General features: G+C 69.1%; 21 protein-coding genes and 2 pseudogenes. 11 read left to right on the top strand and 12 right to left on the bottom strand.

Translation table 11 applies throughout. The features are described from left to right. Positions 1 to 564: 564 nt before the first annotated feature. A complete protein-coding gene (locus AQJ54_RS39280; RefSeq protein ID WP_062245940.1) occupies positions 565 to 1,503 on the bottom strand; it encodes a LysR family transcriptional regulator in 939 nt (312 codons plus the stop codon). 137 nt (positions 1,504 to 1,640) lie between these two features. On the opposite strand from AQJ54_RS39280, the gene AQJ54_RS39275 reads away from it, so the two are divergent. The 6 genes and pseudogenes from AQJ54_RS39275 to AQJ54_RS47065 form a co-directional block, all read left to right on the top strand. Next, the gene (locus AQJ54_RS39275) at positions 1,641 to 2,420 is read left to right on the top strand and encodes an amino acid ABC transporter ATP-binding protein (protein WP_248845548.1); all 780 of its coding nucleotides are present in this window, start codon (positions 1,641 to 1,643) and stop codon (positions 2,418 to 2,420) included. 115 nt (positions 2,421 to 2,535) lie between these two features. Beyond that, positions 2,536 to 3,489: a glutamate ABC transporter substrate-binding protein gene (locus AQJ54_RS39270; RefSeq protein WP_062245936.1), complete on the top strand. Its 954-nt coding sequence runs from the start codon at positions 2,536 to 2,538 to the stop codon at positions 3,487 to 3,489. Positions 3,490 to 3,494: 5 nt separating this feature from the next. Then, the gene (locus AQJ54_RS39265; RefSeq protein ID WP_062245934.1) at positions 3,495 to 4,142 is read left to right on the top strand and encodes an amino acid ABC transporter permease; all 648 of its coding nucleotides are present in this window, start codon (positions 3,495 to 3,497) and stop codon (positions 4,140 to 4,142) included. Continuing rightward, positions 4,139 to 5,098, top strand: coding sequence for an amino acid ABC transporter permease (locus AQJ54_RS39260; protein ID WP_079070223.1), 960 nt, complete (start codon positions 4,139 to 4,141; stop codon positions 5,096 to 5,098). The genes AQJ54_RS39265 and AQJ54_RS39260 overlap by 4 nt, the downstream gene beginning before the upstream one ends. A 189-nt stretch (positions 5,099 to 5,287) precedes the next feature. Beyond that, positions 5,288 to 6,040, top strand: a complete 753-nt coding sequence (locus AQJ54_RS39255) for a class II glutamine amidotransferase (RefSeq protein ID WP_062245933.1) — start codon at positions 5,288 to 5,290, stop codon at positions 6,038 to 6,040. Continuing rightward, positions 6,033 to 6,188, top strand: a pseudogene (locus tag AQJ54_RS47065) (PLP-dependent cysteine synthase family protein); the annotation flags it as partial. The gene AQJ54_RS39255 and the pseudogene AQJ54_RS47065, both read left to right, overlap by 8 nt. 137 nt (positions 6,189 to 6,325) lie before the next feature. Here the strand turns inward: AQJ54_RS47065 and AQJ54_RS46300 are convergent. The 3 genes from AQJ54_RS46300 to AQJ54_RS45865 all read right to left on the bottom strand — a co-directional run bounded on the left by AQJ54_RS46300 (position 6,326) and on the right by AQJ54_RS45865 (position 7,701). Then, positions 6,326 to 6,751 (bottom strand): hypothetical protein, encoded by a 426-nt coding sequence (locus tag AQJ54_RS46300; protein WP_062245931.1) that lies wholly within the window; start codon positions 6,749 to 6,751, stop codon positions 6,326 to 6,328. A gap of 8 nt (positions 6,752 to 6,759) precedes the next feature. Then, positions 6,760 to 7,269 carry a SigE family RNA polymerase sigma factor gene (locus tag AQJ54_RS39245; RefSeq protein ID WP_062245929.1) on the bottom strand — a complete coding sequence of 170 codons (510 nt, stop codon included), beginning with the start codon at positions 7,267 to 7,269 and terminating at the stop codon, positions 6,760 to 6,762. A 201-nt stretch (positions 7,270 to 7,470) separates the two neighbouring features. Then, positions 7,471 to 7,701, bottom strand: coding sequence for a hypothetical protein (locus AQJ54_RS45865; protein WP_062245928.1), 231 nt, complete (start codon positions 7,699 to 7,701; stop codon positions 7,471 to 7,473). Between the two features lie 932 nt (positions 7,702 to 8,633). Between AQJ54_RS45865 and AQJ54_RS47865 the strand changes: the two are divergent. Both AQJ54_RS47865 and AQJ54_RS47060 read left to right on the top strand, forming a co-directional pair. Beyond that, a pseudogene (locus AQJ54_RS47865) lies at positions 8,634 to 8,921 on the top strand (CocE/NonD family hydrolase C-terminal non-catalytic domain-containing protein); the annotation flags it as partial. Positions 8,922 to 9,320: 399 nt separating this feature from the next. Beyond that, positions 9,321 to 9,920 carry a TetR/AcrR family transcriptional regulator gene (locus tag AQJ54_RS47060; protein WP_248845530.1) on the top strand — a complete coding sequence of 200 codons (600 nt, stop codon included), beginning with the start codon at positions 9,321 to 9,323 and terminating at the stop codon, positions 9,918 to 9,920. A 29-nt stretch (positions 9,921 to 9,949) separates the two neighbouring features. Here AQJ54_RS47060 and AQJ54_RS39230 read toward each other — a convergent pair whose 3' ends face one another. The 4 genes from AQJ54_RS39230 to AQJ54_RS39215 form a co-directional block, all read right to left on the bottom strand. Next, positions 9,950 to 11,110, bottom strand: coding sequence for an XdhC family protein (locus AQJ54_RS39230; protein ID WP_063806498.1), 1,161 nt, complete (start codon positions 11,108 to 11,110; stop codon positions 9,950 to 9,952). Positions 11,111 to 11,182: 72 nt separating this feature from the next. Beyond that, positions 11,183 to 13,402, bottom strand: a complete 2,220-nt coding sequence (locus AQJ54_RS39225) for a xanthine dehydrogenase family protein molybdopterin-binding subunit (protein WP_062245919.1) — start codon at positions 13,400 to 13,402, stop codon at positions 11,183 to 11,185. After that, positions 13,399 to 14,376 carry an FAD binding domain-containing protein gene (locus AQJ54_RS39220; RefSeq protein ID WP_062245917.1) on the bottom strand — a complete coding sequence of 326 codons (978 nt, stop codon included), beginning with the start codon at positions 14,374 to 14,376 and terminating at the stop codon, positions 13,399 to 13,401. Before AQJ54_RS39220 ends, AQJ54_RS39225 begins: the two co-directional genes overlap by 4 nt. Next, positions 14,376 to 15,011 (bottom strand): (2Fe-2S)-binding protein, encoded by a 636-nt coding sequence (locus AQJ54_RS39215; RefSeq protein ID WP_079070220.1) that lies wholly within the window; start codon positions 15,009 to 15,011, stop codon positions 14,376 to 14,378. The genes AQJ54_RS39220 and AQJ54_RS39215 overlap by 1 nt, the downstream gene beginning before the upstream one ends. Positions 15,012 to 15,684: 673 nt before the next feature. On the opposite strand from AQJ54_RS39215, the gene AQJ54_RS44295 reads away from it, so the two are divergent. Further along, positions 15,685 to 16,032, top strand: a complete 348-nt coding sequence (locus AQJ54_RS44295; protein WP_346265478.1) for a hypothetical protein — start codon at positions 15,685 to 15,687, stop codon at positions 16,030 to 16,032. Between the two features lie 128 nt (positions 16,033 to 16,160). Here the strand turns inward: AQJ54_RS44295 and AQJ54_RS39210 are convergent, their stop codons facing one another. Continuing rightward, positions 16,161 to 16,760: a TetR/AcrR family transcriptional regulator gene (locus AQJ54_RS39210; protein WP_062245913.1), complete on the bottom strand. Its 600-nt coding sequence runs from the start codon at positions 16,758 to 16,760 to the stop codon at positions 16,161 to 16,163. Positions 16,761 to 16,889: 129 nt separating this feature from the next. Here AQJ54_RS39210 and AQJ54_RS39205 point away from each other — a divergent pair, with 129 nt between their 5' ends. Continuing rightward, a complete protein-coding gene (locus tag AQJ54_RS39205; RefSeq protein ID WP_062245909.1) occupies positions 16,890 to 18,053 on the top strand; it encodes an epoxide hydrolase family protein in 1,164 nt (387 codons plus the stop codon). A gap of 209 nt (positions 18,054 to 18,262) precedes the next feature. After that, positions 18,263 to 18,844 (top strand): carboxymuconolactone decarboxylase family protein, encoded by a 582-nt coding sequence (locus tag AQJ54_RS39200; RefSeq protein ID WP_062245906.1) that lies wholly within the window; start codon positions 18,263 to 18,265, stop codon positions 18,842 to 18,844. Between the two features lie 449 nt (positions 18,845 to 19,293). Here the strand turns inward: AQJ54_RS39200 and AQJ54_RS39195 are convergent, their stop codons facing one another. From AQJ54_RS39195 to AQJ54_RS47055, 3 genes are all read right to left on the bottom strand, one after another. Beyond that, on the bottom strand, positions 19,294 to 19,518 hold the full coding sequence (locus AQJ54_RS39195) for a DDE-type integrase/transposase/recombinase (RefSeq protein ID WP_062245900.1): 225 nt from the start codon (positions 19,516 to 19,518) through the stop codon (positions 19,294 to 19,296). Positions 19,519 to 19,626: 108 nt separating this feature from the next. Next, positions 19,627 to 19,935, bottom strand: coding sequence for a hypothetical protein (locus tag AQJ54_RS39190; protein ID WP_062245896.1), 309 nt, complete (start codon positions 19,933 to 19,935; stop codon positions 19,627 to 19,629). 253 nt (positions 19,936 to 20,188) lie between these two features. Continuing rightward, positions 20,189 to 20,419 (bottom strand): zinc-binding dehydrogenase, encoded by a 231-nt coding sequence (locus tag AQJ54_RS47055; protein ID WP_248845529.1) that lies wholly within the window; start codon positions 20,417 to 20,419, stop codon positions 20,189 to 20,191. Between the last annotated feature and the right edge of the window lie 165 nt (positions 20,420 to 20,584).

The raw sequence follows: 20,584 nt of genomic DNA, 5'->3' as shown, positions 1-20,584 counted from the left end.
GCCTGGATGGTCGAGCTGAGCTGGTCTGGACAACGAGTGCCGGCCATCGCGGACGAGTTGAGGTGCACTCCCAAGACACTTCGTCCGGTGTCTGCACCGCTCCGGCCTGGAGGGGCTGCAGGACCTGGGCAGCCAGCGCCGGAAGAGGCGGATCACCGAAGCGGAACGCTCAAGAATCATCGGACTAGTCAAACAACCGCCCCCAGGTCGGCTGACCGTGCAGGCCGGCGCCGGGCTGGTCGCCGCGGATGAAGCCGGGGCCACTCGACACGCTGGCCGCCGAGACCGGACGGATGGGCATCGAAGCCGGTAGCAGCCAAGTCCGCCGGATCCGCTGGCGGCACACCCGTTCCTGGACCCGGTCGAAGGATCCGGACTCCGAGGGAAAAGAACCAGGATCATCGAGCTCTACACCTGCCCGCCCGACGGCGCGACCGTCGTCTGCGCCGACGAGCTCCGACCGGTGATCCCCCGTACCTTCCCGCCGGCGCCGGGCTGGTCGCCGGACGGTCACCGCATCAAGTCCGAGGCCGACTACAGCCGCGGACCGGAGGAGACCTGGGTCTACGGCGCCCTGCGGGTACGGGACGGACAAATCGCCGGGCCGGTGGCCGCCAGTTCCTGGGCCTTGGCGCGGATCACCCGCACCGCCGTCGACACCGCCGCCACCCGCAGCATGTCCGGCCACAGGAGCAGGTACGTGCGGCGCAGCGGCCAGTTGTCCAGCGGCCTGCACACCAGGCCGGGCATCACGTGGGCGTGCAGCGCCAGTTCGCTCATCAGGGTCACCCCGAGACCGGAGGACACCAGCACCTGGATGGCCAGCGCGTCGTCCACCGTGGCCACCACCCGCGGGGCGAAACCGAGGTTGGTGCAGGCGGCCAGAAATCGGTCCCGGAAGCTCTCCATCACCCAGTTGTTGTCGGCGAGTTCGGCCAGATCCACGGTCGGCCGGGCTGCCAGCGGATGATCCTCGCGCATCACCACGAAACGGCGGTCGGTCATCAACTCCAGCCTCAGCATCGTCTCCTCGCCATCGGGCAGTTCCTCGTTCTCCCAGTTGCACAGCAGGCCGAGATCCGCCTCGCCGGTACGGATCAGGCGCCGCGCCTCCACCGGCTCGGCCTGCTCCACGGTCACCCGCACATGGCGGTGGGCCGTGCTCAACTCCTCGATCACCCGCGGCACCAGCGTCACGCAACTGCTCTGGAAGGCCACCAATCTCACCAGGCCGCCACCGTGCGCCACCGCGGAGGCCACCTCCTGGTCGGCCGCGCGCATCACCGAGAAGATCGCGTCCGCGTGCCGCACCAGCACGTGCCCTACCTCGGTGAACTGGAGACCCCGGCCGGTCCGCACGACCAGCGGGGCGCCCACCGCCTCCTGGAGGCGGCGCATCTGGTAGCTCACCGCCGGCTGCGTATAGCCGAGTGACACGGCAGCGGCCGTGTAGGAGCCCGTCCGCGCGACCTCGGCCAGCACTCGCAACTGATGCACGTCCACCGCGCCATCATAAAAAGAACTGATGGATGTACGAAAAAACTCTCGTTGGACGAACAGTTCCTCGAGCAGATGAAATGGCGGGGCAAGCGCAGCCCGGCACACTGCCGCAGGAGTTCCGCGTGTCTTCTTCCGACGCTCTGTCGGAGACCGCCGCCCAGGCGCCCTCCGACCAGGATCCACGTACCTCGCTCGTCCGCATCCGCGGACTCAACAAGCACTTCGGCGGCGTCCAGGTGCTCCACGACGTCGACCTCGACGTGCACAGCGGTGAGGTCGTCGCTGTGATCGGACCCTCGGGGTCCGGCAAGTCCACCCTGTGCCGCTGCATTAACCGACTGGAGACCATCACCTCGGGCTCCATTGAGGTCGGTGGTGTCCCGCTGCCGGCCGAGGGCCGGGAACTGTCCCGGCTGCGGGCCGAGGCGGGCATGGTCTTCCAGTCCTTCAACCTCTTCTCGCACATGACGGTCCTGCAGAACCTCGTGCTCGCACCGGTGCAGGTACGCGGCCTGTCCCGGGCCGAGGCTCAGAAGCGGGGCAGACGGCTGCTGGCCCGGGTCGGCCTGGCCGACAAGGCCGACGCCCACCCGGCCCAACTGTCAGGCGGCCAGCAGCAGCGCGTCGCCATCGCCAGAGCCCTGGCGATGGAACCGTCCGTGCTGCTGTGCGACGAGCCCACTTCCGCGCTCGACCCGGAGATGATCCAGGAAGTCCTGGACGTCCTGGCCGAGTTGGCCGCCGAGGGCATGACCATGATCGTGGTCACCCACGAGATGGGCTTCGCCCGCAAGGTCGCGGACCGGGTGGTCTTCATGGACGGCGGACGCATCCTCACCAGCGCCCCGCCGACGGAGTTCTTCGCCGACCCCGGTCACGCGCGTGCCGCGGACTTCCTGTCCAAGGTGCTCCAGCACTGACTCCGCGGTCCCGAGCCACTCCGGGTCACATCGCGCCGAGTCGCGTCCCACAGCTCCTCGCCCGTCCCCTCATCTCCCGCTCCGTCATGTCACGTCACGCAAGACAAGGACCCTCATGAAGGCCACCGCGTCCCTGCCGCACACCGCCCGGCACAGAGCCCTTGCCGCTGGCGCACTCGCCGTGATCGCGCTCGCCGCCACGGCCTGCTCCTCCTCCGGCACCTCCGCCGTGCCGGGCGGGGGCGGCACCAAGTCCGCCGTCGTGAGCCACTCCGACTCTGTCGCCGCCCTCATCGCGGCCGAGCAGCCGGCCACCGACATCAAGCCCGAGTCGACCGCGGCCAAGATCAAGGCCCGCGGAACCCTCCGGGTCGGCGGCACCCAGACCGCGGCCCTGTTCTCGCTGCTCGACCCGACCACCGGCAAGGTCGCGGGCTTCGACGCCGCAATGTCGCAACTGCTGGCGAAATACATCATCGGCCGGCCCTCCACCCGGCTCGTCAACGTCACCGCCCAGACCCGCGAGTCGCTGCTCAAGAGCCACCAGGTCGACACCGTCTTCGCCACGTACACCATCACCCCGGAACGCACGAAGCAGGTGGCCTTCGCCGGTCCGTACTACCAGGACGGCCTGGCCATCGAGGTCCGCAAGGGGACCGCGGGCATCTCCTCGCTCGCCGACCTGAACGGCAAGACCGTCGTCACCGAGTCCGGCTCCACCGTACCCACCGCGATCAAGAAGGCCGCCCCCAAGGCCAAGATCCAGCTGTTCGACACCAACACCGAGTGCACCCAGGCGCTCAGCCAGCACCGTGCCGACGCCTACGTCCTCGACCAGGGCATCCTCGCCGGCAACGCAGCAGGCAACAAGGACCTCCAGGTGCTGGCCGGCACGTTCACCAAGGAGCCCTACGGCATCGGACTGCCCCTGGACCAGCCGGACTTCAGGGAGTTCGTGAACACCTGGCTGCGGAAGGTGGAGGCAAACGGCACCTGGGCGAAGGTGTGGAAGGCCACCGTGGGCACCGAGGTGCCGGGCGCAGTCCCGACCCCGCCTGCCGTGGGCTGATCCCCGTGGGACTCATCGTCGACCACATCGGGGTCTTCGGCAGCGGACTGCGCGTGTCTGCCGAGATCAGCGCCTGCACCTTCGTCCTGGCCGCCCTGCTGGGGGCCGCCCTCGCGGTGTGCCAGATCAGCCCGGTCCTACCGCTGCGCGTCTTCTCACGGCTGTACGTCGGGGGCGTCCGCAGCATCCCCCTGCTCGTGCTGCTCACCCTGTTCGTCTTCGGGCTGCCGGAGATCGGGGTGGTCTACTCGCTGCAGTGGACCGCCGTCACGGCGATGGGCCTGTACTGGGCGGCCTTCTTCTGCGAGGTACTGCGCGCCGGCGTGCGCGCGGTGCCCCGCGGGCAGATCGAGGCGGCCCGCGCGCTGGGCCTGGGATTCGGCCAGACGCTGCGTCTGGTCGTCCTCCCGCAGGCCGCACGCTCGATCATCCAGCCGGCTGCCTCCCTGCTCATCGCGGTGACGCTCAACTCCTCGCTCGCCGCCGCAGTGGGCGTCACCCAGGAGCTCACCGGGCAGACCGAACTGCTCGATCAGCAGTACGCCCAGCCGCTCCTCACCTTCGGCGCTGCCGCCCTCGCCTACGTCACCGTCGCGCTGTGGGTCGGCTGGCTGGCAGGCGCCCTAGACCGGAAACTGGCGGTGAGCCGATGACTCCCCTCCTGGCCAAGGGACAGTCCGCCGTGGCCGGCGAGGTGGCCGGCGACCGTGGCACCATACCCGGGCCCCGACCCGCATCCGCGGCGCCGAGGCGAGCGAAGGCTCTGCTGGAACGCCTGGCCGGCCCCGACGAGGGGCTGTTCGACCCTCCGGGCCCGCGCGGCCGACGGAGGATCGCCGTGGCGAGCGCCGTCTCGCTGGTGATCCTGGCCGCCCTGGTCTGGGCGGTGGTCCACCAGTTCGCCGCCCACGGCCAACTACACGCCGGCCAGTGGAGGATCTTTGGCCAGTGGCCGGTGATCCACTACTTGCTCACCGCGCTGTGGGCGACCGTCCGCGTCACCCTGGTCAGCGGCGTCATCGCCCTGCCGTTCGGCGCCCTGCTGGCCCTCGCCCGGCTCTCCCACACCCCGCTGCTGCGCTGGCCGGCGGCGGTCTACGTCGAGGTGCTGCGCGCGATACCGCTGCTGCTGCTCATCTACGCCTTCCTGCTCGGCCTGCCCAACCTGGGCCTGCACGTCCCGCTGTTCTGGCAGCTGGTGTGGCCGATCGTGTTCACCAACACGGCCGTCTTCGCGGAGATCTTCCGCTCAGGTGTGCGTGCCCTGCCGCGCGGCCAGACCGAGGCCGCGCAGGCGCTCGGTCTGAGCCACTGGACCACGATGCGCCTGGTCGTCCTGCCCCAGGCGATCAGGCAGACCGCGCCGGCCCTGATCAGCCAGACCGTGCGGCTGCTGAAGGACAGCACCCTCGGCTACGTGGTCAGCTTCCTCGAACTGCTCAACGCCGCCAAGGTGCTCGGAGAGTACGACCACACCGTCGTCCAGGCGTACCTGGTCGTCGCCCTTGTCTACGTCGTCGTCAACACCGCCCTCGCCGCCACCGCCGGAGGGGTGGAACGGCGTCTGGGCGGCGCCCCCTCGTCGGCCGGGCGGAAATCGCCCGGCTGACCGCTTGACCGCCGGCCGGACCGGTCCATCGGTCATCGGCCCGGCACCAGGCGCCGGGCCCCTGCTTCTCCCCCAGGGGCCCGGCTCTGCCTCCCGCGGTCCCGCGACCTGGGCATCGACTCCCCCGCATGCCCGTTCGGGCGCTCTCGACCGTGAGCCGCCACGACCCGCGCAGAAAGAGATCCCGCTATGTGTCGCTTCCTCGGCATCGTCGCCGACGAGCCCGCACCCGTCGGCGAACTGATCGGCGACGACATCGAGCCCTTCCTGAGCCTCGCCTGCGAACACGAGCACGGCTGGGGCGTGGCCCACCGTGGCCTGAATGGCGCGATCCACACCACCAAGGCACCCGAGCGCGGCGACACCAGCGACCGGCTGCGCGCGTGGCTGAGGACCTGCGTCACCGACATGGCCGTGATCCACCTGCGATTGGCCAGCCCGGGTCTGCCCGTCTCGCCCGGCAACACCCACCCCTTCGGTGACACCCGCGCCGCCTTCGTCCACAACGGCGACTACCAACCCCGCGACTGCCTCGAACCGTCCATCGCCCCCGACCTGCTTGCCGCCGCCGAGGGCCAGACCGACAGCGAGCGCTACTACCTGGCGGTGCGCACCCGGATGGACTCCGGTGTGTCCCCGGCGAAGGCCGTACGGCAGGCGGCCGCCGACGTCCGGCTGCTCGCCGACGGCTATGTGTCCCTCAACTGCCTCCTACTCACCTCCGGTTCGCTCTATGCCTACCAGGAACACGACCCACGGTCCGAGGTCATCCAGCGGCGCGGAGAAACGTACTTCCAGCTGTACTACCGCTCGTCCGACGGCCGAACCCTGGTCGCCTCCCAGGGCTGGCCGCACCCTGAGCCGCTATGGCGCCAGGTGCCCACCCAGACCGTGCTGGCGATCGGGGCGGGAAGTGCCCCTGTGGTGGTCGACGGTGCCTGAGCCGTTCTCGGGCACGCGTCCGGCGGCGGGGCTGACCGCCACGACGCTCGACGTCGACCGCTCCGACGACGCCCGCCGGGCCTGGACCGCGGAGGCGATCCGCAAGATCCTGGCCGACGCCTGCCGTTCGGCCGACACCCATCTGCTGCTGGGGCTCCGGCCGGGTCGGCCCCGCGCGGCGTCGCCGGGCAGGTACAGCTGCCCATACCCATCCGGCGGCACATCGCGCTGCGTTGCCGGCGATCTGTCCCAACCATTGTCGGCCGTCGCCGCGATGCGCCGCCGTCACGGGGTACCCACCCGCCGGGCCGCCGCGCCCCGGCCCCCCGAAACCGACACCGTCCCGTGCGGGTCGTTCTGGCTCTGGTGCGGAGTGGCTCCTGCCGTCGGCTGGAAGGGGGAAGCCGCATCGGAGTCCTTCGGCGCGGGCGCGGTCGGGTGGGGCGTCGCAGGGGCAGCCGGGCCGGTTGTGCCGATGGGGGCTAGAGGCGGCGTGGTGCGTTCGGCGTCCGTTCCAGTCAGGGCAACGGCCACCACGACCGTGGAAACAACCGTCAGCGCGCTCACAGCGGCAAGCGCGGTCCGGCGGCGCCGGATGCGTCGACCGCCCGCGATCGCGGCGTCGGTGACGCTGGGCAGCGGCAGCGCCGGGTGCGAACGGAGGACCATCTCGAAGGCGGTGTGCAGGGCGTCGCTGTCGTGCTTGTCCATATCCGGTCTCACCTGCCGGTCCGTTCGCTGGTCAGGCGCTCGACGATGTCTTTCAGCCGGGCGAGTCCGCGGGCACTTTGGCTCTTGACCGTCCCCGGGCTCACCCGTAGGGCGTGTGCGGTCTGCTCGACGGTCCAGTCCTCCCAGAACCGCAGGACCAGCACGGCTCGGTAGCGGGGCGGCAGTTCCATCAGGGCTTCTTGCATCATCAATCGCAACTCCGGGGTGGCCGAGGCGGTGGAGGGCAGATCGGGCGGCTCGCTCACCGACTCCTCACGCCAGCCCTGCTTGCGCTGCTGGTCGATGAAGGTGCGGGTCAGGATGGTACGGGCGTACGCGTCCACGTTGCCGTCCCGGGTGACCCGCCCCCAGGCCGCGTACAGCTTCATCAAGGCGGTCTGAGTCAGGTCCTGTGCCTGGTGCCAGTCACCGCACAGCAGGTAGGCGCTGCGTCTCAGCTGTGTCTGCCGAGCCTCGGCGAATTCCCGGAACTCCCGCTCCCGGACGGCTTTCCTCACTCTTGCCGACCCTTCACTCGCATGCTCCCCGCATGTAGTACGTACGTGGAGCGGGCCTGCGGGGTTGCACGGTGAGGCAAGAAAACTTTCTTCCCAGGTGCGTGCAACCGGTCCGTGTCCGCCGCCGTACTCCTCTCACACAAGGGCTTTCGCGCCACGAGTGGGAGCCCAAGACCGAGACAGAGGATGACCGTTGTCGAGTCACCGTAAGATCACACAGAGCCGCCGCAGGATGTACAGCGTCATCGTCGGAACCGCTCTGGCCGCCGTAGGTACGGTCGGTGTCGCCTCCGCGGCCCCGGCCCACAACGCCACTGCCGCGCCCACCGCACACAACGCCGCGCCCGTCAGGGTTGCCACCGGCGGCCTGGCGAAGCGGATGTCCACCAGCGACGCGGAGCCGGTGTTCACCAGCCACGCGAAGCGGGTCATGTCTCCTGGGGGGAACGGTTGGGCAGTCCGGCCTTGGGACCTGACTGCGGCCCAGAGGGCGAGTGCGGTGGGCTGACAGCCAGTTGAACAACACTTCGCCGGGGCACGGGCTTTCGTCCGGTCCCGGCGAAGTGTGTGGTGAGCAATGCGGTACGCGAAGCCTGAGCCCTGCGATGTCCACAGTCGTCATCGCGTCGTCGCCGCCGACGCACGGCATCCGGCCTCCTCCCGGCCGACCGGCTGTGAAGCAGATCTGACACCTGCCCGGCGGACCCATGATGACCATCCGTCAGGTGGGCGGCGGGGCACACCTGGATGAGGATTCCGGGTAGACCACCTGGCTGCTGCACCAGAGGCTGTTGCCATTGAGACCATCAACCGGGCCGGCAGGCGCTATCTCGAACAGATCCAGCGGAAGGCGGAAACAAAGCCCGGGGCGAACTGCTGTCGAGGCCTGGACGAGGATGAGCGCCGGCAACTCCACGCGCTCCTGGTGAAGGCCCTGGGAGGACACAAGCCCGAACCCGCGTAGCAGGGTCCCAGACGAAGTCCGGTCGCGAACGCTGGCACCGCGCCCGCCGAGGATCCCATCCGGGCAGATCAGTAGGCACGGCGGTCTCCTCCAGCCGGTCCACAGAGCTTCCGCTCTCGGTCACACTGCTCTGCTTTCCCGGGAGTCGCCCGCTGCGGCCGCGGCGTCGGTGATCGCCGAGCGGCCGGTGCACCGGCACAGGTTCGCGAACACGTACTCGCGTATCTGCTCCCGGTCCGGCCTGTTGCACACATGCCCTTCTTACGCCGAGATTGGTGCCCGGCAGCCCAGTTCGCCCGAAGGAGCGCGGCCAAGCTGAGCCAGGCCGCGGTGCGCACCGCGTCCTTGAATCGCTGACGCGGGGTCGGCTGGTTGCGGGTGATCCTTCCCCGGGCGCTTCCTGTCGTGCGGGCATGGGACTGCCGACACGGACCTATTCCTGGCGGTGCGCGCTGTCGCCCCGACGGCACCGAGATCGTCTTCACCGGGGCCAACGACCCGCACATACCGGGCTCCCAGGGCCGGCTGCGAGCCTCACAGCGAGCCCTTCACCCACACCTGTCCCGGCGGTTCGCACGATCGCAGCAGGTGTCTCAAGCCCGGCACGGTGTACGAGGTGGACGTGGAGATCTGGCCGGCGAGCCTGCGCCTGCCTGCTGGCTACACGCTCACGCTCGACGTGCAAGCGCATGACTACGTATGGGCCGGCGCCGGTCATGACGGCCCGAACACCGGCTCGGGCCCTTCCTGTACAACGGTCCCGATGAACGTCCCGACGCGGTCGACGACGGCACCGTCACCCTGCAAACCGGTTCCAGCACCCCTCCTACCTGTCTCCTTGTCCTGCCCGACTGGGCCGAGGCCGCCGGGCGGGTGTGGGGCGTCGCCTCGCGTGAGGCGACGCCCCACCGTCAGGGACGAATGCCGCCCCAGTGGCAAGGCACGGGCCGCAAAACCCGACGCCATTCCGCCCACCATCGCTCCGGGGCCGGCCCGCCCGCACTCTGCGACCACGTCGAAACGGCCGGTTATAGTGAGGACTCACTGGCGAACACCAAGTACGCAAGTCAGTTTCATGGGGGGAGCAGTGCCGGACAAGCGGACCCGCCGCCGGGGTGAGGTACTCGACCGCGCCTTGCTGGCCGCTGCTTGGGAGGAGCTCCTGGAGAAGGGCTACGAGGAGCTGAGTCTGGAGTCGGTGGCCGAACGCGCGGGAACCAGTCGGCCCGTGCTGGCCCGACGTTGGAGTGACCGCCGGGAGCTGGTGCTCGCCGCCATACGCCACTGGCTTGAGCAGAACCGCTCGACCGTGCCCAGCACCGGGACTCTGCGCGGAGACCTGCTTGAGTACCTGGAGAAGAAGTCGGGCATTCGTGGTGAGATGGCGACGGTGTTCCAGACGCGCCTCGCGACGTTCGCGAAGGAGTCGGGGACATCCCCCCAGACGCTGATCAGGCTCATGGCCGGAAATCTGGATGAGATCTGGGAACGCGCCGTAGAACGTGGTGAGGTCGAACCAGAGGCGCTCACCCCGCGGATCCGCTCTTTGCCCTTCGACCTCTTCAGCGTCGAGATCACCCGGCTCATGGGTCCCGTTCCGTCCGCGACGCTGGAAGAGATCGTCGACACCATCGTCCTGCCGCTGGCAACCGCTCGCCGGACGGGTCTTGGCCGTAAGCGGCCATGACATCGGCGACAGCCCTGTCTCGCGGGAGCCTACGGCCAAAGCTCCTGGGGTGCGACGAGGTGGCCGGCGAATGCGGACGGGTCGGCGTCAGGGCCCGTGTCCCCCCGGGTGTGGATAGGGCCGTCGAGTGCGGAGAGCGGTCGGCCCGTGCCGCCGTGGCGGCAGGCTACGAGTTCGGCGGCGATGGCCACGGCGGTCTCCTCGGGTGTCCTGGCGCCCAGGTCGAGGCCGATGGGGGCACGTAGCCGGACGAGTTCCCGGGCGGTCAGCCCCACTTGCCGCAACCGGTCCAGCCGGGCGGCGTGGGTGGCCCGGGACCCGAGAGCGCCGACGTACGCGATGTCACGCGTCAGCGCGTCCGCGAGCAGCGGGATGTCGAACTTCTCGTCATGGGTCAGCACACATACCGCCGTACGACGATCTGTCGCCGTCGTCGCGAAATACCGGTGCGGCCAGTCCACGACGACCTCATGGGCATCCGGGAACCGCCTGGGCGTGGCGAAGATGGCCCGCGCGTCGCACAGCGTCACGTGGTAGCCGAGGAAGCGTCCCACCCGGGTGACGGCCGCGGCGTAGTCCTGGGCTCCGAAGACAAGGAGGCGGGGCGGGGCCATCCACGGCTCGTACAGGACTCTGATCTCGTCGCCGTCGCATGCCCCGTGAGGACCGTAGTCCCTGGTGCTCGTGCGGCCGCCGACCAGCATGGCCCGCGCGTCCGCGGTGACGGCAGCGTCGAGCCCGGGATCGCCGGTGCCGCCATGGGTTCCGTCGCCGGACACGGCGATCGCGGTCCCGGCGAGCGGGCCGCTGAGCACCCGCGCGAGTGTGACCGGCGAACCGGTCACACTCGCCCGCAGGGCCCACGAGAACGGCTCCGTCGCGGAAACTGCCTGGACGAAGACCTCGATGGAGCCCCCGCAGGTGAGGCCGACCGCGAAGGCGTCGTCCTCGGTCCAGCCGAAGCGGGCCAGCCGCGGCGTGCCCGTGGTCAGGACTTCCTGTGCCAGCTCGTAGACCGCACCCTCGACGCAGCCGCCCGAGACGCTGCCGACAACCCGGCCGTCTGGGTGGACGGCCATGGCGGCCCCTGGCAGCCGCGGCGCACTGCCATGCGCGGAAACGACGGTGGCGACCGCGTAAGTTACTCCCTCTTGCTGCCAGTCGAGCAGGTCGATGGCCAGATCGCGCATGGTGTCCTCCTCTGAAGTGCGGGTTGGACCAGTCCCAGGTCTCATGGCGGTGTGCGTGCCCTTGCGGTCGCCTCAGGCGATGAGTTTGTCCAGGGTGATGGGCAGGTCGCGGATGCGGATGCCGGTGGCGTTGTAGACGGCGTTGCCCACTGCGGCAGAGGACCCGACGGTGGTGAGTTCTCCCATGCCGCGGGAGCCGAACTCGCTGAAGACGGTGTCGGGGTAGTCCAGCCAGTGGGTGTCGATGGCCGGGATGTCGGCGTTCACCGGTACCAGGTAGTCGGCGAGGCTGCTGTTCGCCAGCCGCCCGTTGTCCTCGATGGCGTTGACTTCCAGGAGGGCGTTGCCGATGCCGAAGATGATGCCGCCGACGAGTTGACTGCGCAGGGCCTTGGCGTTGACGACCCGGCCGACGTCGACGACGGTGGTGAAGCGGCTGACGCGGGGTTCGCCGGTGTACCGGTTGACGCGCACTTCGCAGAAGTGGGCAGCGAAGCTGTCCATGGCGTACCGGGTCGTTTCGGCCCCAGGAGCGGTGGTTGCGATGGCCTCGACCGCGGGGTTGCCGACGGCACGCAGGAGTTGGGCGAAGCTTACGGAGCGGCCGTCGGCTTCCAGCCGGCCTTCCTGGTAGTGGACGTCGGTGCTGTTCTTGCCATGGAAGGGGGACGCCGCGTCCTGTACGGCCAGAGTGATCAGCGCGGTGATCGCGTCGCGTGCGGCGGCCTGAACGGCGGGCACGGTAGAGCCCGTCACGATGGAACCGATCGCGGGTACGCCGGGAGGCAGCGCGGAGTCGCCGAGTTCGGCGGAGACGGTCTTCAGCGAGACACCCAGGGCATCGGCGGCGACGATGGCCAGCATCGTCGTGGCGCCGGTGCCCAGGTCGGAGATGGCGGAGGCCACCGTCACCGTGCCGTCGTCGCGGAAGCGTACCCGTGCGGACGCGGGAGCGCGCGTCGCGCTGAGCATCCCACTCGCCATGCCCATACCCACCAGCCACTCTCCGTCGACGCGGGTACCGGGCACCGGGCTGCGGTCGGCCCAGCCGAAGCGTTCCGCTCCGACGCGATAGCACTCGTCCAGGTGTTTGCTCGACCACGGCCTGCCCGTTTCAGGGGATGTGGTGGCGTAGTTGCGCAGGCGCAGCGTCAAGGGGTCCACGCCTGTCTTGACGGCGAGTTCGTCCATCGCCGTCTCCAGCGCGAACGCCCCGGGTGTCGCCCAGGGCGCGCGCATCGACGAGATGGGTGGTAGATCGAGGGTGACTTGCCGCTGGTCGAAGTGGAGGTTGGGTGTCTTGTACAGGGCGCGGGTGACTTCTGCCGGCAGGTTGGGGCAGTAGCCGACCACCGAGTCCTCGGAGTCGGTCTCGTGCCACACCGCGTTCAGGACGCCGTCGTGGGACGCTCCCAGCTTGACGGTCTGCTGCAGCGCGGGACGGTGCCCGTTGAGGATGAACGCCTGCTCGCGGCTGACCACCAGTTTGACCGGCCGTCCCAGGTCGCGGGCGGCGGCCGCGGTGACGAGCGCGTCGTTCCACACTTTGTACTTGCCGCCGAAGCCGCCACCGACATAGGGGCTCACCACGTGGACGCGGTCGGATTCGACGCCCAGCCGCCCGGCCAGGGCGGCGGCGTACTGCTGCGGCCCTTGCGCGCCCACGTACACCGTCAGGCGGCCGTCGCGCCACTCCGCGATCGTGGCGTGCGGCTCCATTGCGCAGTGGTTCTGCGGATCCTGATAGAAGGTGCTCTCCACCGTGACCGCGCTGTCGCGAAGGGCGTCGTCGATGGAGGCGACGCCCGGTGCCAGCACCGTGTTCTTGCTCGGCGGGCCGGGGTAGCCGACGGCGTCGCTGGGCACGGTGGTGCCCGGCGCGGCAGCGGCCACCGAAGTCCGCGGGTGGCCTTCCTCTCGGTACTGGGTGCGGACCAGGGCGGCCGCGTCACGGGCCTGTTCGAAGCTTTCCGCGACGACCAGCCCGATGATCTGACCTCGGAAGCGCACCTTGTCGTCCTGGAGGGGGACGTAGCGCTCGGCCGAATCGCCCTGCCGCGCGTACAACTTGAGCGGGTTGAAGGGCGAGTACACGGCGATCACGCCCGGCGCGGCCAGTGCCTGCGCGGTGTTCATGGAGCTGATGCTGCCCAGCCCGATGGTGGACTGGACAAGGTAGCCGTACGCCTTGCCATTGACGCGTTGGTCCGCCGCGTAACGGGCCGCGCCGGTCACTTTCGCCCGGCCTTCCACACGGTCGATCTCGGCTCCTACCGGGGAGGTGGTGGTCATCGTGCGTCTCCCAGTTCGGTCAGGGCGCGCACCAACGTACGGCGCAGCAGGGGGATCTTGAAGGCGTTGTGTCGCAGCGGCCGGGCGCCATCGGTCGCATGCTCCGCGGCCTGCTCGTAGGTGGCCGCGGTGAGCGGGCGGCCGGCCAGAGCGTGCTCCACCGCGTGCAGTCGCCAGGGTCGGGTCCCGACGCCGCCCACCGCGACGCGGGCCTCGACGATCGTTGTGCCGCGGACGTTGAGCGCGACCGCGGCCGAGGTGAGCCCGAACTCGTACGACGCCCGGTCGCGGATCTTCAGGTACGTGGAGTTGACGGCCCACCGCAGCGCCGGCACCGTGATGCCGGTGATGAGTTCGCCGGGGCGCAGCGTGTTCTCCAGGTGCGGGGTCTGGCCGGGCAGAAGGTAGAAGTCCGCCAGTGGCACGGTTCGGGGGCCGCCCGATCCGTTGAGGTGGACCGCGGCGTCAAGGGCGATCAGGGCCACGGCCAGGTCACTGGGGTGGGTGGCCACGCAGGCATCGCTGGTGCCGAGAATGGCGTGGGTGCGGTTCTGGCCTTCCAGCGCGGTGCAGCCGCTTCCTGGTTCGCGTTTGTTGCACGGGGTGCTCAGATCCCGGAAGTAGCCGCACCGGGACCTTTGCAGCAGGTTGCCCCCGATGCTGGCCATGTTCCGCAGCTGCGGGGAGGCGCCGAGTTCGAGGGCGCGGCTGATGACCGGGTAGTGCGTGCGAACCAACCGGTGTTCGGCGACGTCGCTCATCCGGTCCAGGGCGCCGATATGCAGCCCCTCCCGGTCAAGGCTCACGCCGCGCAGCGGCAGCCGGTTGATGTCCACGACCCGGCTCGGCGTCATGACTTCCAGCTTCATCAGATCCACCAGGGTGGTACCCCCGGCGAGGTAGGCGGAGCCCGCGTCGGCTTTGTCGAGCGCGGAACGCACGGACCGCGGGGCCGCGAAGTCATAGGCGCGCATCAGCGCATCACCTTGCTGGCCGCCTTGACGGCGTCGACGATGAACGGGTAGGCGCTGCAGCGGCAGATGTTGCCGGACATGTACTCGCGGATCTCGTCGTCAGAAGCCGCATGCCCCTCGTCCACCAGGGCCACGGCCGACATGATCTGCCCAGAGGTGCAGGCACCGCACTGGAAGCCGTCATGGTCGATGAACGCCTGCTGCATCGGGTGGAGTTCATCGCCGTCGGCCAGGCCCTCGATCGTCCTGACCTGGCTGCCGTCCGCCGCGGCGGCCAAGGTGAGACAGGACAGTACCCGGCGGCCGTCCACGTGGACGGTGCATGCGCCGCACTGCCCTCGGTCACAGCCCTTCTTGGTGCCGGTCAGTTCCAGACGTTCCCGCAGCGTGTCCAGTAGTGTCCACCGGGGATCCGCCCGCAGTCGTACGGGGCGGCCGTTCACGCTGAGGCGTACGTCGACCAGGTGTTCGCCGACGGCGGGCGGCACCGCAGCAGCGGTGTCGGACGCGAATGCCGCGCCCGGCGAGGATGTCGACACGACAGCGGCGCCGACGGCCATGGCGCTCGCCCTGCCGAGAAGGCCGCGACGGGACAATCCGTCGCCCGGTTCTTCGGATCGTTCACGTTCGGTCATGATGTCTCCGTAAGTTTGTCGAGCGGCCCGGCGACCCATGACTCAGCGGCTCGGCTCACTCTCGACGGCAGCATCAGCAGTCGTGGCGGGTGGCATTGCATCGCCACAAACGGAAGGGCCAGGCCAGAGGCCACGACAGCGCAGCTGACGCGGACAAGCCACCCTCCAATAGAGTGCGTGCGGGCATCTTATGTGGCGGCTGCGGGAGAGGTCAATCACGGCATCGGCAACCGCGCCGCTTCCGCCCTGCTCGGCCAACTCGCTTCCTGGGCGGGCGCATTCACGTCGGGCCGAGGCAGCCGGTGGAGGCGGCCGTCCGGCTTGCACTGCTCGGCCTCGGACGCCACGTCGCAGGTGGCGAAGAGGTGGAACACGCGTCGTGCTCGATCAGGTCGGATTCGCCCGGAGGGGAAGCCGATTCCCAGGTCGCGCAGTTCGGCAACCACGCTGACAGGCTTCTGGAGGCTGTGGCACGGGCAGCGACTCCGACTGCTCCAGCGCGGCGAAGGGGCCACCATGCGGCTCTTCGAATCACCGCAGGTCGGTGAACCGCAGCTCGGCCCCCGCCTCGACGGGCCGGTTTTGTCGTGCAGGTAAACCGACAGCCCGGGGTGGCGCGGTCACCTTGTCCCGGAAGTTCGCGAAGGTCTCCCAGCACAGGCGCCCCGATAACATGATCGACGCCTACTGCGAACTGCGCGCCGCCGAGGCCAGGGGCAGCAAGGGCGCGCGCCGTCCCGCAGTCCCGGCCCGTGACCACCATGTCAGCCGCGGCGCGATCCGCACGGCCATCGCCGACCGCCTGCCCGAGCACATCGCCGCCGAGGAGGGCGCTCCCGCTCCGGACCTGCCGGTCACCCCAAAAAGGGTGCCCGTACGGCGCGGCCAGGACTACACGCCGCGCCTCACCCGTCGTTCCCGCCGTACACCGCCGACTCCTCGCCCGCTGCCAGCTCCTCGACGGCAGCCAGGGCGTCCTCCCGGTGATCCCGGCCCAGCGAAAGGCCCGCAGCATGTATGAGAACCGCGTCAGCGCTCTGTCGAGTGGCCCACCATAGCCAGCGTTCCCAGGCCAAGATCATCCCTTGGTGAGTCTCTGGCAGTCAACCATCCCAGGACGATCCGCGGCTTCTTTCGAAGTGCCGCGGGTCAGGGCTGGTCGGTCACGAGAGCGATGGCGCGTGTCTCGGGAACTCCCAGCATCAGCAGGCTCGTGATCGTCGCTGCTCGGGCGCCGAGGGTCCCTTGCGACAGGTCGCTGTCCGCGATGGCGAACACGACGCCGTAAGCGACCTGGCTCAGAAGGGCAGCCGGCAGGTACTGCGCGAACACGCCGCCGTCCTGGCCCCGTTGCACGAGGTCGGCGAGGAGTTCGTCGACCGGCCCGAGCAGGCCGTGGATCGTCTCGCCGTACTCGCCGCGGCGCAGCGCCAGCAGCACTCGGTACCGGTGCGCCACCGGCCAGAGGCGGGCGATGAACTCGACCCACGCCGCGTCCGCTTCCGCGTCGGAGGCGTTGACTTCGGCGAGCACGGCTGTCATCTCGGCGACGGCCCGTTCCGTGAGTGTCCGGACCAGGTCGAGGCGCGAGGGGAAATGGTCATAGACCGTGCGACGGACGACGCCGGCAGCGGCGGCGATCTCACCCATCCCAGCGTCCGGCTTCTCTCCCAGCAGGGCGAGGGCGACGTCGAGTATGCGATCGCGCGTCTCGATCATCGAGCGCGCACGGGAGGACTTGGCGGGCATCTCACAATTTTTGCACACCCATGTACAGTGAGATCCACTGCACACAGATGTACAGTGGGTCTCGCTGTACACCTGTGTGCAGTGGAAGGCCGCACTACGCCTCGAAGCGCAGGAGAACAGGAGAAGGCAATGACCACACCGACGCCGCACGCCTCAGCCCTGGTCCGCCCGTTCAGCGTCTCGATCCCGGAAGCGGAGATCGACGACCTGAAGCGGCGACTGGCCGGAACCCGGTGGCCCGATCCGGAAACAGTGGGCGACTGGTCGCAAGGGGTGCGCGTGGAGAACGCCAGGTCCCTGGTCGACCACTGGCAGCACCGCTACGACTGGCGGCGCCTGGAGTCCGAACTCAACCGCCACCCCCAGTTCCTGACCGAGATCGACGGGCTGGACATCCACTTCATCCACGTCAGGTCCAAGAACCGCAACGCGATGCCGCTGATCCTCACACACGGATGGCCGGGCTCGATCCTCGACTTCCTGAACCTGATCGGCCCTCTGACCGATCCGGTCTCGTTCGGAGGAGACGCCGCCGACTCATTCCACGTCGTCATCCCGTCACTCCCCGGATTCGGGTTCTCCCAGAAGCCCACCGAGACCGGGTGGACCGCATCGCGCATCGCGAGCGCGTGGGCGGAGCTGATGAAGCGCCTCGGCTACACGCAGTGGGCAGCACAGGGCGGCGACTGGGGCGGCGTCGTCACCACCGACCTCGGGGCCATGCGACCCGAGGGACTCATCGGAATTCATCTGAACACGCAGTACGCCTTTCCGGCGCAGATGCCCGAAAACTTGTCGCCCGAGCAGCGCGACGCGGTGGAGACCCTCGCCTTCTACGCCGGCGAACTCGGTGGGTCGAACCACCTCCAGGGCACGAAGCCGGAGACCGTCGGATTCGCACTGGCGGACTCCCCCGCAGGTCAGGCGGCCTGGATCTACGAGAAGTACCAGTCCAAGACCGACAACCACGGGCTCGCCGAAGACGCCCTCAGCATCGACGACATCCTCGACACGATCTCCCTCTACTGGTTCACCAACAGCGCGGCGTCCTCCGCCCGCATCTACTGGGAGAACAAGTCCCGCACCTTCGCCGGCCCGAAGGTGACGCTGCCGGTCGCGGCGACCGTCTTCCCGAAGGACATCCCCCGCGTGCCACGCAGCTGGATCGAAGACACCTACAGCAATCTGATCCACTACGGCGAAGCCGACAAGGGCGGGCACTTCGCGGCCCTGGAACAGCCCGAGACACTGGTCAGCGAAATCCGCAACGGCCTGCGCACCCTTCGCTCCTGACACCTACGCGCGTACCCAGTGGGCGCAGTCGTCTTCCTCGGGCACCACTGAATCGACCCAATGCATTGGGAGCGCAGCAGGCCCTGCCCAATGCCAGTAACGCACAAGGACGACCGCGGGGTCTTGAGCAGCATCACCTAGTGCCGGGACCTGCGGTGACGTGTGCGAAAACGACTCAGTCGTCATCGCACCCGAGACATGGAGAAATCATGGCCCGTCTGCCCTACCCCGACCGCTCGACCTTCCCCCAGGACCTCCAGGACTTCCTCGCGAAAATCCCGGAGCACCGGAACTTCAACATGATGTCGTATTCGATCTCTACGATCGAGCAGTACATCCGTCAGGGCGTGGCTCAGTACACCGGGCTCCAGCTTCCGGCGCGGAGCCGCGAGCTGATCATCCTGACGACGGCGGCTGCGGGTCAGGCCGAATACGAGTTCGTCCAGCACGTTCCGATCTCCGAGTCGGCCGGAGTCGATCCGGAGATCCGCGAAGCGATCCACCGGCTCGAGTTCGACTCGCCCCGCTTGTCGGCCGACGACCGGGCGGTGGTGAACTTCACCGCCGCGGTCGTGCGCAGCCCCTTCGTCTCCGACGAAGTCTTCGACGCGGTCCGCGTCGTGCTGAGCAACCGCGAGATCCTCGAGGCGATGCAAGTCATCGGCTTCTACTGGTCGTTCGGCCGGGTCGCGACCGTGCTGCAGGTGGAGATCGAGTCGGCGCACGGCACCGCAGTCGTCGAAGCCAGTAGAAACTTCACTGCGGGCAGAAAGGAGCACAAAGACCATTGACATCCCCGATTGCCGATCCCCTCAGCACTGCTGCGGACCGAGCGCCTGCGCTCGATTCAACAAGTCAGACGCTCCCTCCCCGCGCGCTGCGAGGTCCGTGAGAGCGCCCGGCCCGCCGGACGGGCGCTCGTCGTCTGGCCTTGTGCGTGCTCGACGCGGGCGAGCACGCTCTCGGAGATCAAGCGTCCACAGTTCGTCCGGGTCTAGGACGTCCACGAACAGGTCCAGCACCCGGGCCATGTGCCCGGGCGCCGCGGCCTCTGCCGTTGTCGCTTCCGACGCGATCCGCCCGCCAAGAGTGGCACTGCACTGCACGAGACGGCTCTGACCGACCTGGTGAACGCATCGGCAGTCTCACCGCCCGATGCGCCGCCCATCTGCCGTCGCGCTCCAGCAGGCACCTCCGGCACCTTCTGCTACTGGTTTCGCCGCATCGCGCACCTCCGTGATCAAGGGAATCCGCCTTCGCTGCCGCGGTCGATGTGCATGATGTAGCCGTCCTCCAGGCCACTGCGTCCGGCCGTCATCCGCAGGGCGGCGACCGGCAGCTCGGCACGGTGATGGCCTGCCAGCGCCCAGCCGATCATCTCCCACGTCACGAGATCGATGCAGGTCGCCAGATACAACTTCCTCTCCAGTGTGTCGAGTTCGGTCATGTCACCGACCAGCCGCATCCCGGGAGGGAGCGGTGAGGTCCCGGCCGATCAGGTCGGCGGCGAACGCCGCCCGCCCTGGCGTGCCTGGTCAGGCCCAGCCGCCAGGTGGCGAGTAACGCTGAGTGACTACACGAGGTTGCGGCCGTGCTGCTGGAGGACTGCGAAGTCGGCGTGCGCGGTCTCGATGACCTCGGGGTATGCCTGGGCCTTCTCGTGCCCCGCCAGCGCCCGGCGGAGGCTGGCGCTGTGTCCCTTGCGACGGCCGGTGGGAATGAGCAGGCCAGGCTGGATGTTCTCGACTGTCTCGCCGTTCGCGCGGTGCCGGAGCATGTCGTCGGTGATGACGAGGGCCTCCGCGGTAGCCCTGGCAGGCCGCGGCGTCTTTCGATGCGTGCCTGTCGCCTGCATCTCGCTGACGCGGAGTACTACGGCCACGCCGTCTCGCACACGTCGATCAGCACCTTGCCGACGGCGCCGCCCTCGACGGCGGCGTGAGCCTCCGACGTCTGCTCGAGCAAGTAGTGATGCAAGGGCAGACCGTGCTCCTCGCCGACGCCGAAGGCGCCGTCGGCCAGCGCTGCGGTGATGCCTCGGCTGCCGCGAGCAGTGCCGCCCCTCCGACGGTGTAGAGCAGCACCCACTGGAAGCGCGCGTTGGTGGACAACGCCTGACCCACGCTGAGGGCGACCTAGCTGCCGCCTTCCCTGGCATAGATCGCGATCGTCGCGCGGGGCCGGATCACCTGGAGGTCAAGGCGCAGGTTCTGCGCGGGGGCCACCCCGACGACGATGTCGACACCACCAGGAGCCAGGTCACGGATGGCCGTGACCGGGTCACCCTCACGGTAGTTGATGGTGTGCTGGGCGCCGGCCGCCTTCGCGAGCGTGGCCTTCTCGTCGCTGCTCACCGTGCTGATCACGATGGCGCCAGCCCACCTCGCGAGCTGGATGGCCGCGTTGCCGACCGCGCCGGCGCCCCCCGCAACGAGCACGGTCAGGCCGGAGCGCACCCGGGGCGAGCCGATCGGGGCCGTCCTCGGACGTGGTCAGCGCACGGTGAGCGGTGACGGCGGGGACGCCCAGCG

It is taken from the genome of Streptomyces griseorubiginosus (genome assembly GCF_001514195.1).
Taxonomy (GTDB): domain Bacteria; phylum Actinomycetota; class Actinomycetes; order Streptomycetales; family Streptomycetaceae; genus Streptomyces; species Streptomyces griseorubiginosus.
Note: the sequence above shows the minus strand (reverse complement) of the source record. Positions and strands in the feature narration are given on the sequence as shown.

Bases quoted from the DNA above. Each gene is read 5' to 3' on its own strand.
- AQJ54_RS39260 (WP_079070223.1), top strand. From the start codon at position 4,139: ATGACTCCCCTCCTGGCCAAGGGACAGTCCGCCGTGGCCGGCGAGGTG.
- AQJ54_RS39255 (WP_062245933.1), top strand. From the start codon at position 5,288: ATGTGTCGCTTCCTCGGCATCGTCGCCGACGAGCCCGCACCCGTCGGC.
- AQJ54_RS46300 (WP_062245931.1), bottom strand. From the start codon at position 6,751: ATGGACAAGCACGACAGCGACGCCCTGCACACCGCCTTCGAGATGGTC.
- AQJ54_RS39215 (WP_079070220.1), bottom strand. From the start codon at position 15,011: ATGACCGAACGTGAACGATCCGAAGAACCGGGCGACGGATTGTCCCGT.
- AQJ54_RS39270 (WP_062245936.1), top strand. From the start codon at position 2,536: ATGAAGGCCACCGCGTCCCTGCCGCACACCGCCCGGCACAGAGCCCTT.
- AQJ54_RS39220 (WP_062245917.1), bottom strand. From the start codon at position 14,376: ATGCGCGCCTATGACTTCGCGGCCCCGCGGTCCGTGCGTTCCGCGCTC.
- AQJ54_RS45865 (WP_062245928.1), bottom strand. From the start codon at position 7,701: ATGACCCGCTTCGCGTGGCTGGTGAACACCGGCTCCGCGTCGCTGGTG.
- AQJ54_RS44295 (WP_346265478.1), top strand. From the start codon at position 15,685: ATGATCGACGCCTACTGCGAACTGCGCGCCGCCGAGGCCAGGGGCAGC.
- AQJ54_RS39230 (WP_063806498.1), bottom strand. From the start codon at position 11,110: ATGCGCGATCTGGCCATCGACCTGCTCGACTGGCAGCAAGAGGGAGTA.
- AQJ54_RS39225 (WP_062245919.1), bottom strand. From the start codon at position 13,402: ATGACCACCACCTCCCCGGTAGGAGCCGAGATCGACCGTGTGGAAGGC.
- AQJ54_RS39195 (WP_062245900.1), bottom strand. From the start codon at position 19,518: ATGCGGCTGGTCGGTGACATGACCGAACTCGACACACTGGAGAGGAAG.
- AQJ54_RS39205 (WP_062245909.1), top strand. From the start codon at position 16,890: ATGACCACACCGACGCCGCACGCCTCAGCCCTGGTCCGCCCGTTCAGC.
- AQJ54_RS39200 (WP_062245906.1), top strand. From the start codon at position 18,263: ATGGCCCGTCTGCCCTACCCCGACCGCTCGACCTTCCCCCAGGACCTC.
- AQJ54_RS39210 (WP_062245913.1), bottom strand. From the start codon at position 16,760: ATGCCCGCCAAGTCCTCCCGTGCGCGCTCGATGATCGAGACGCGCGAT.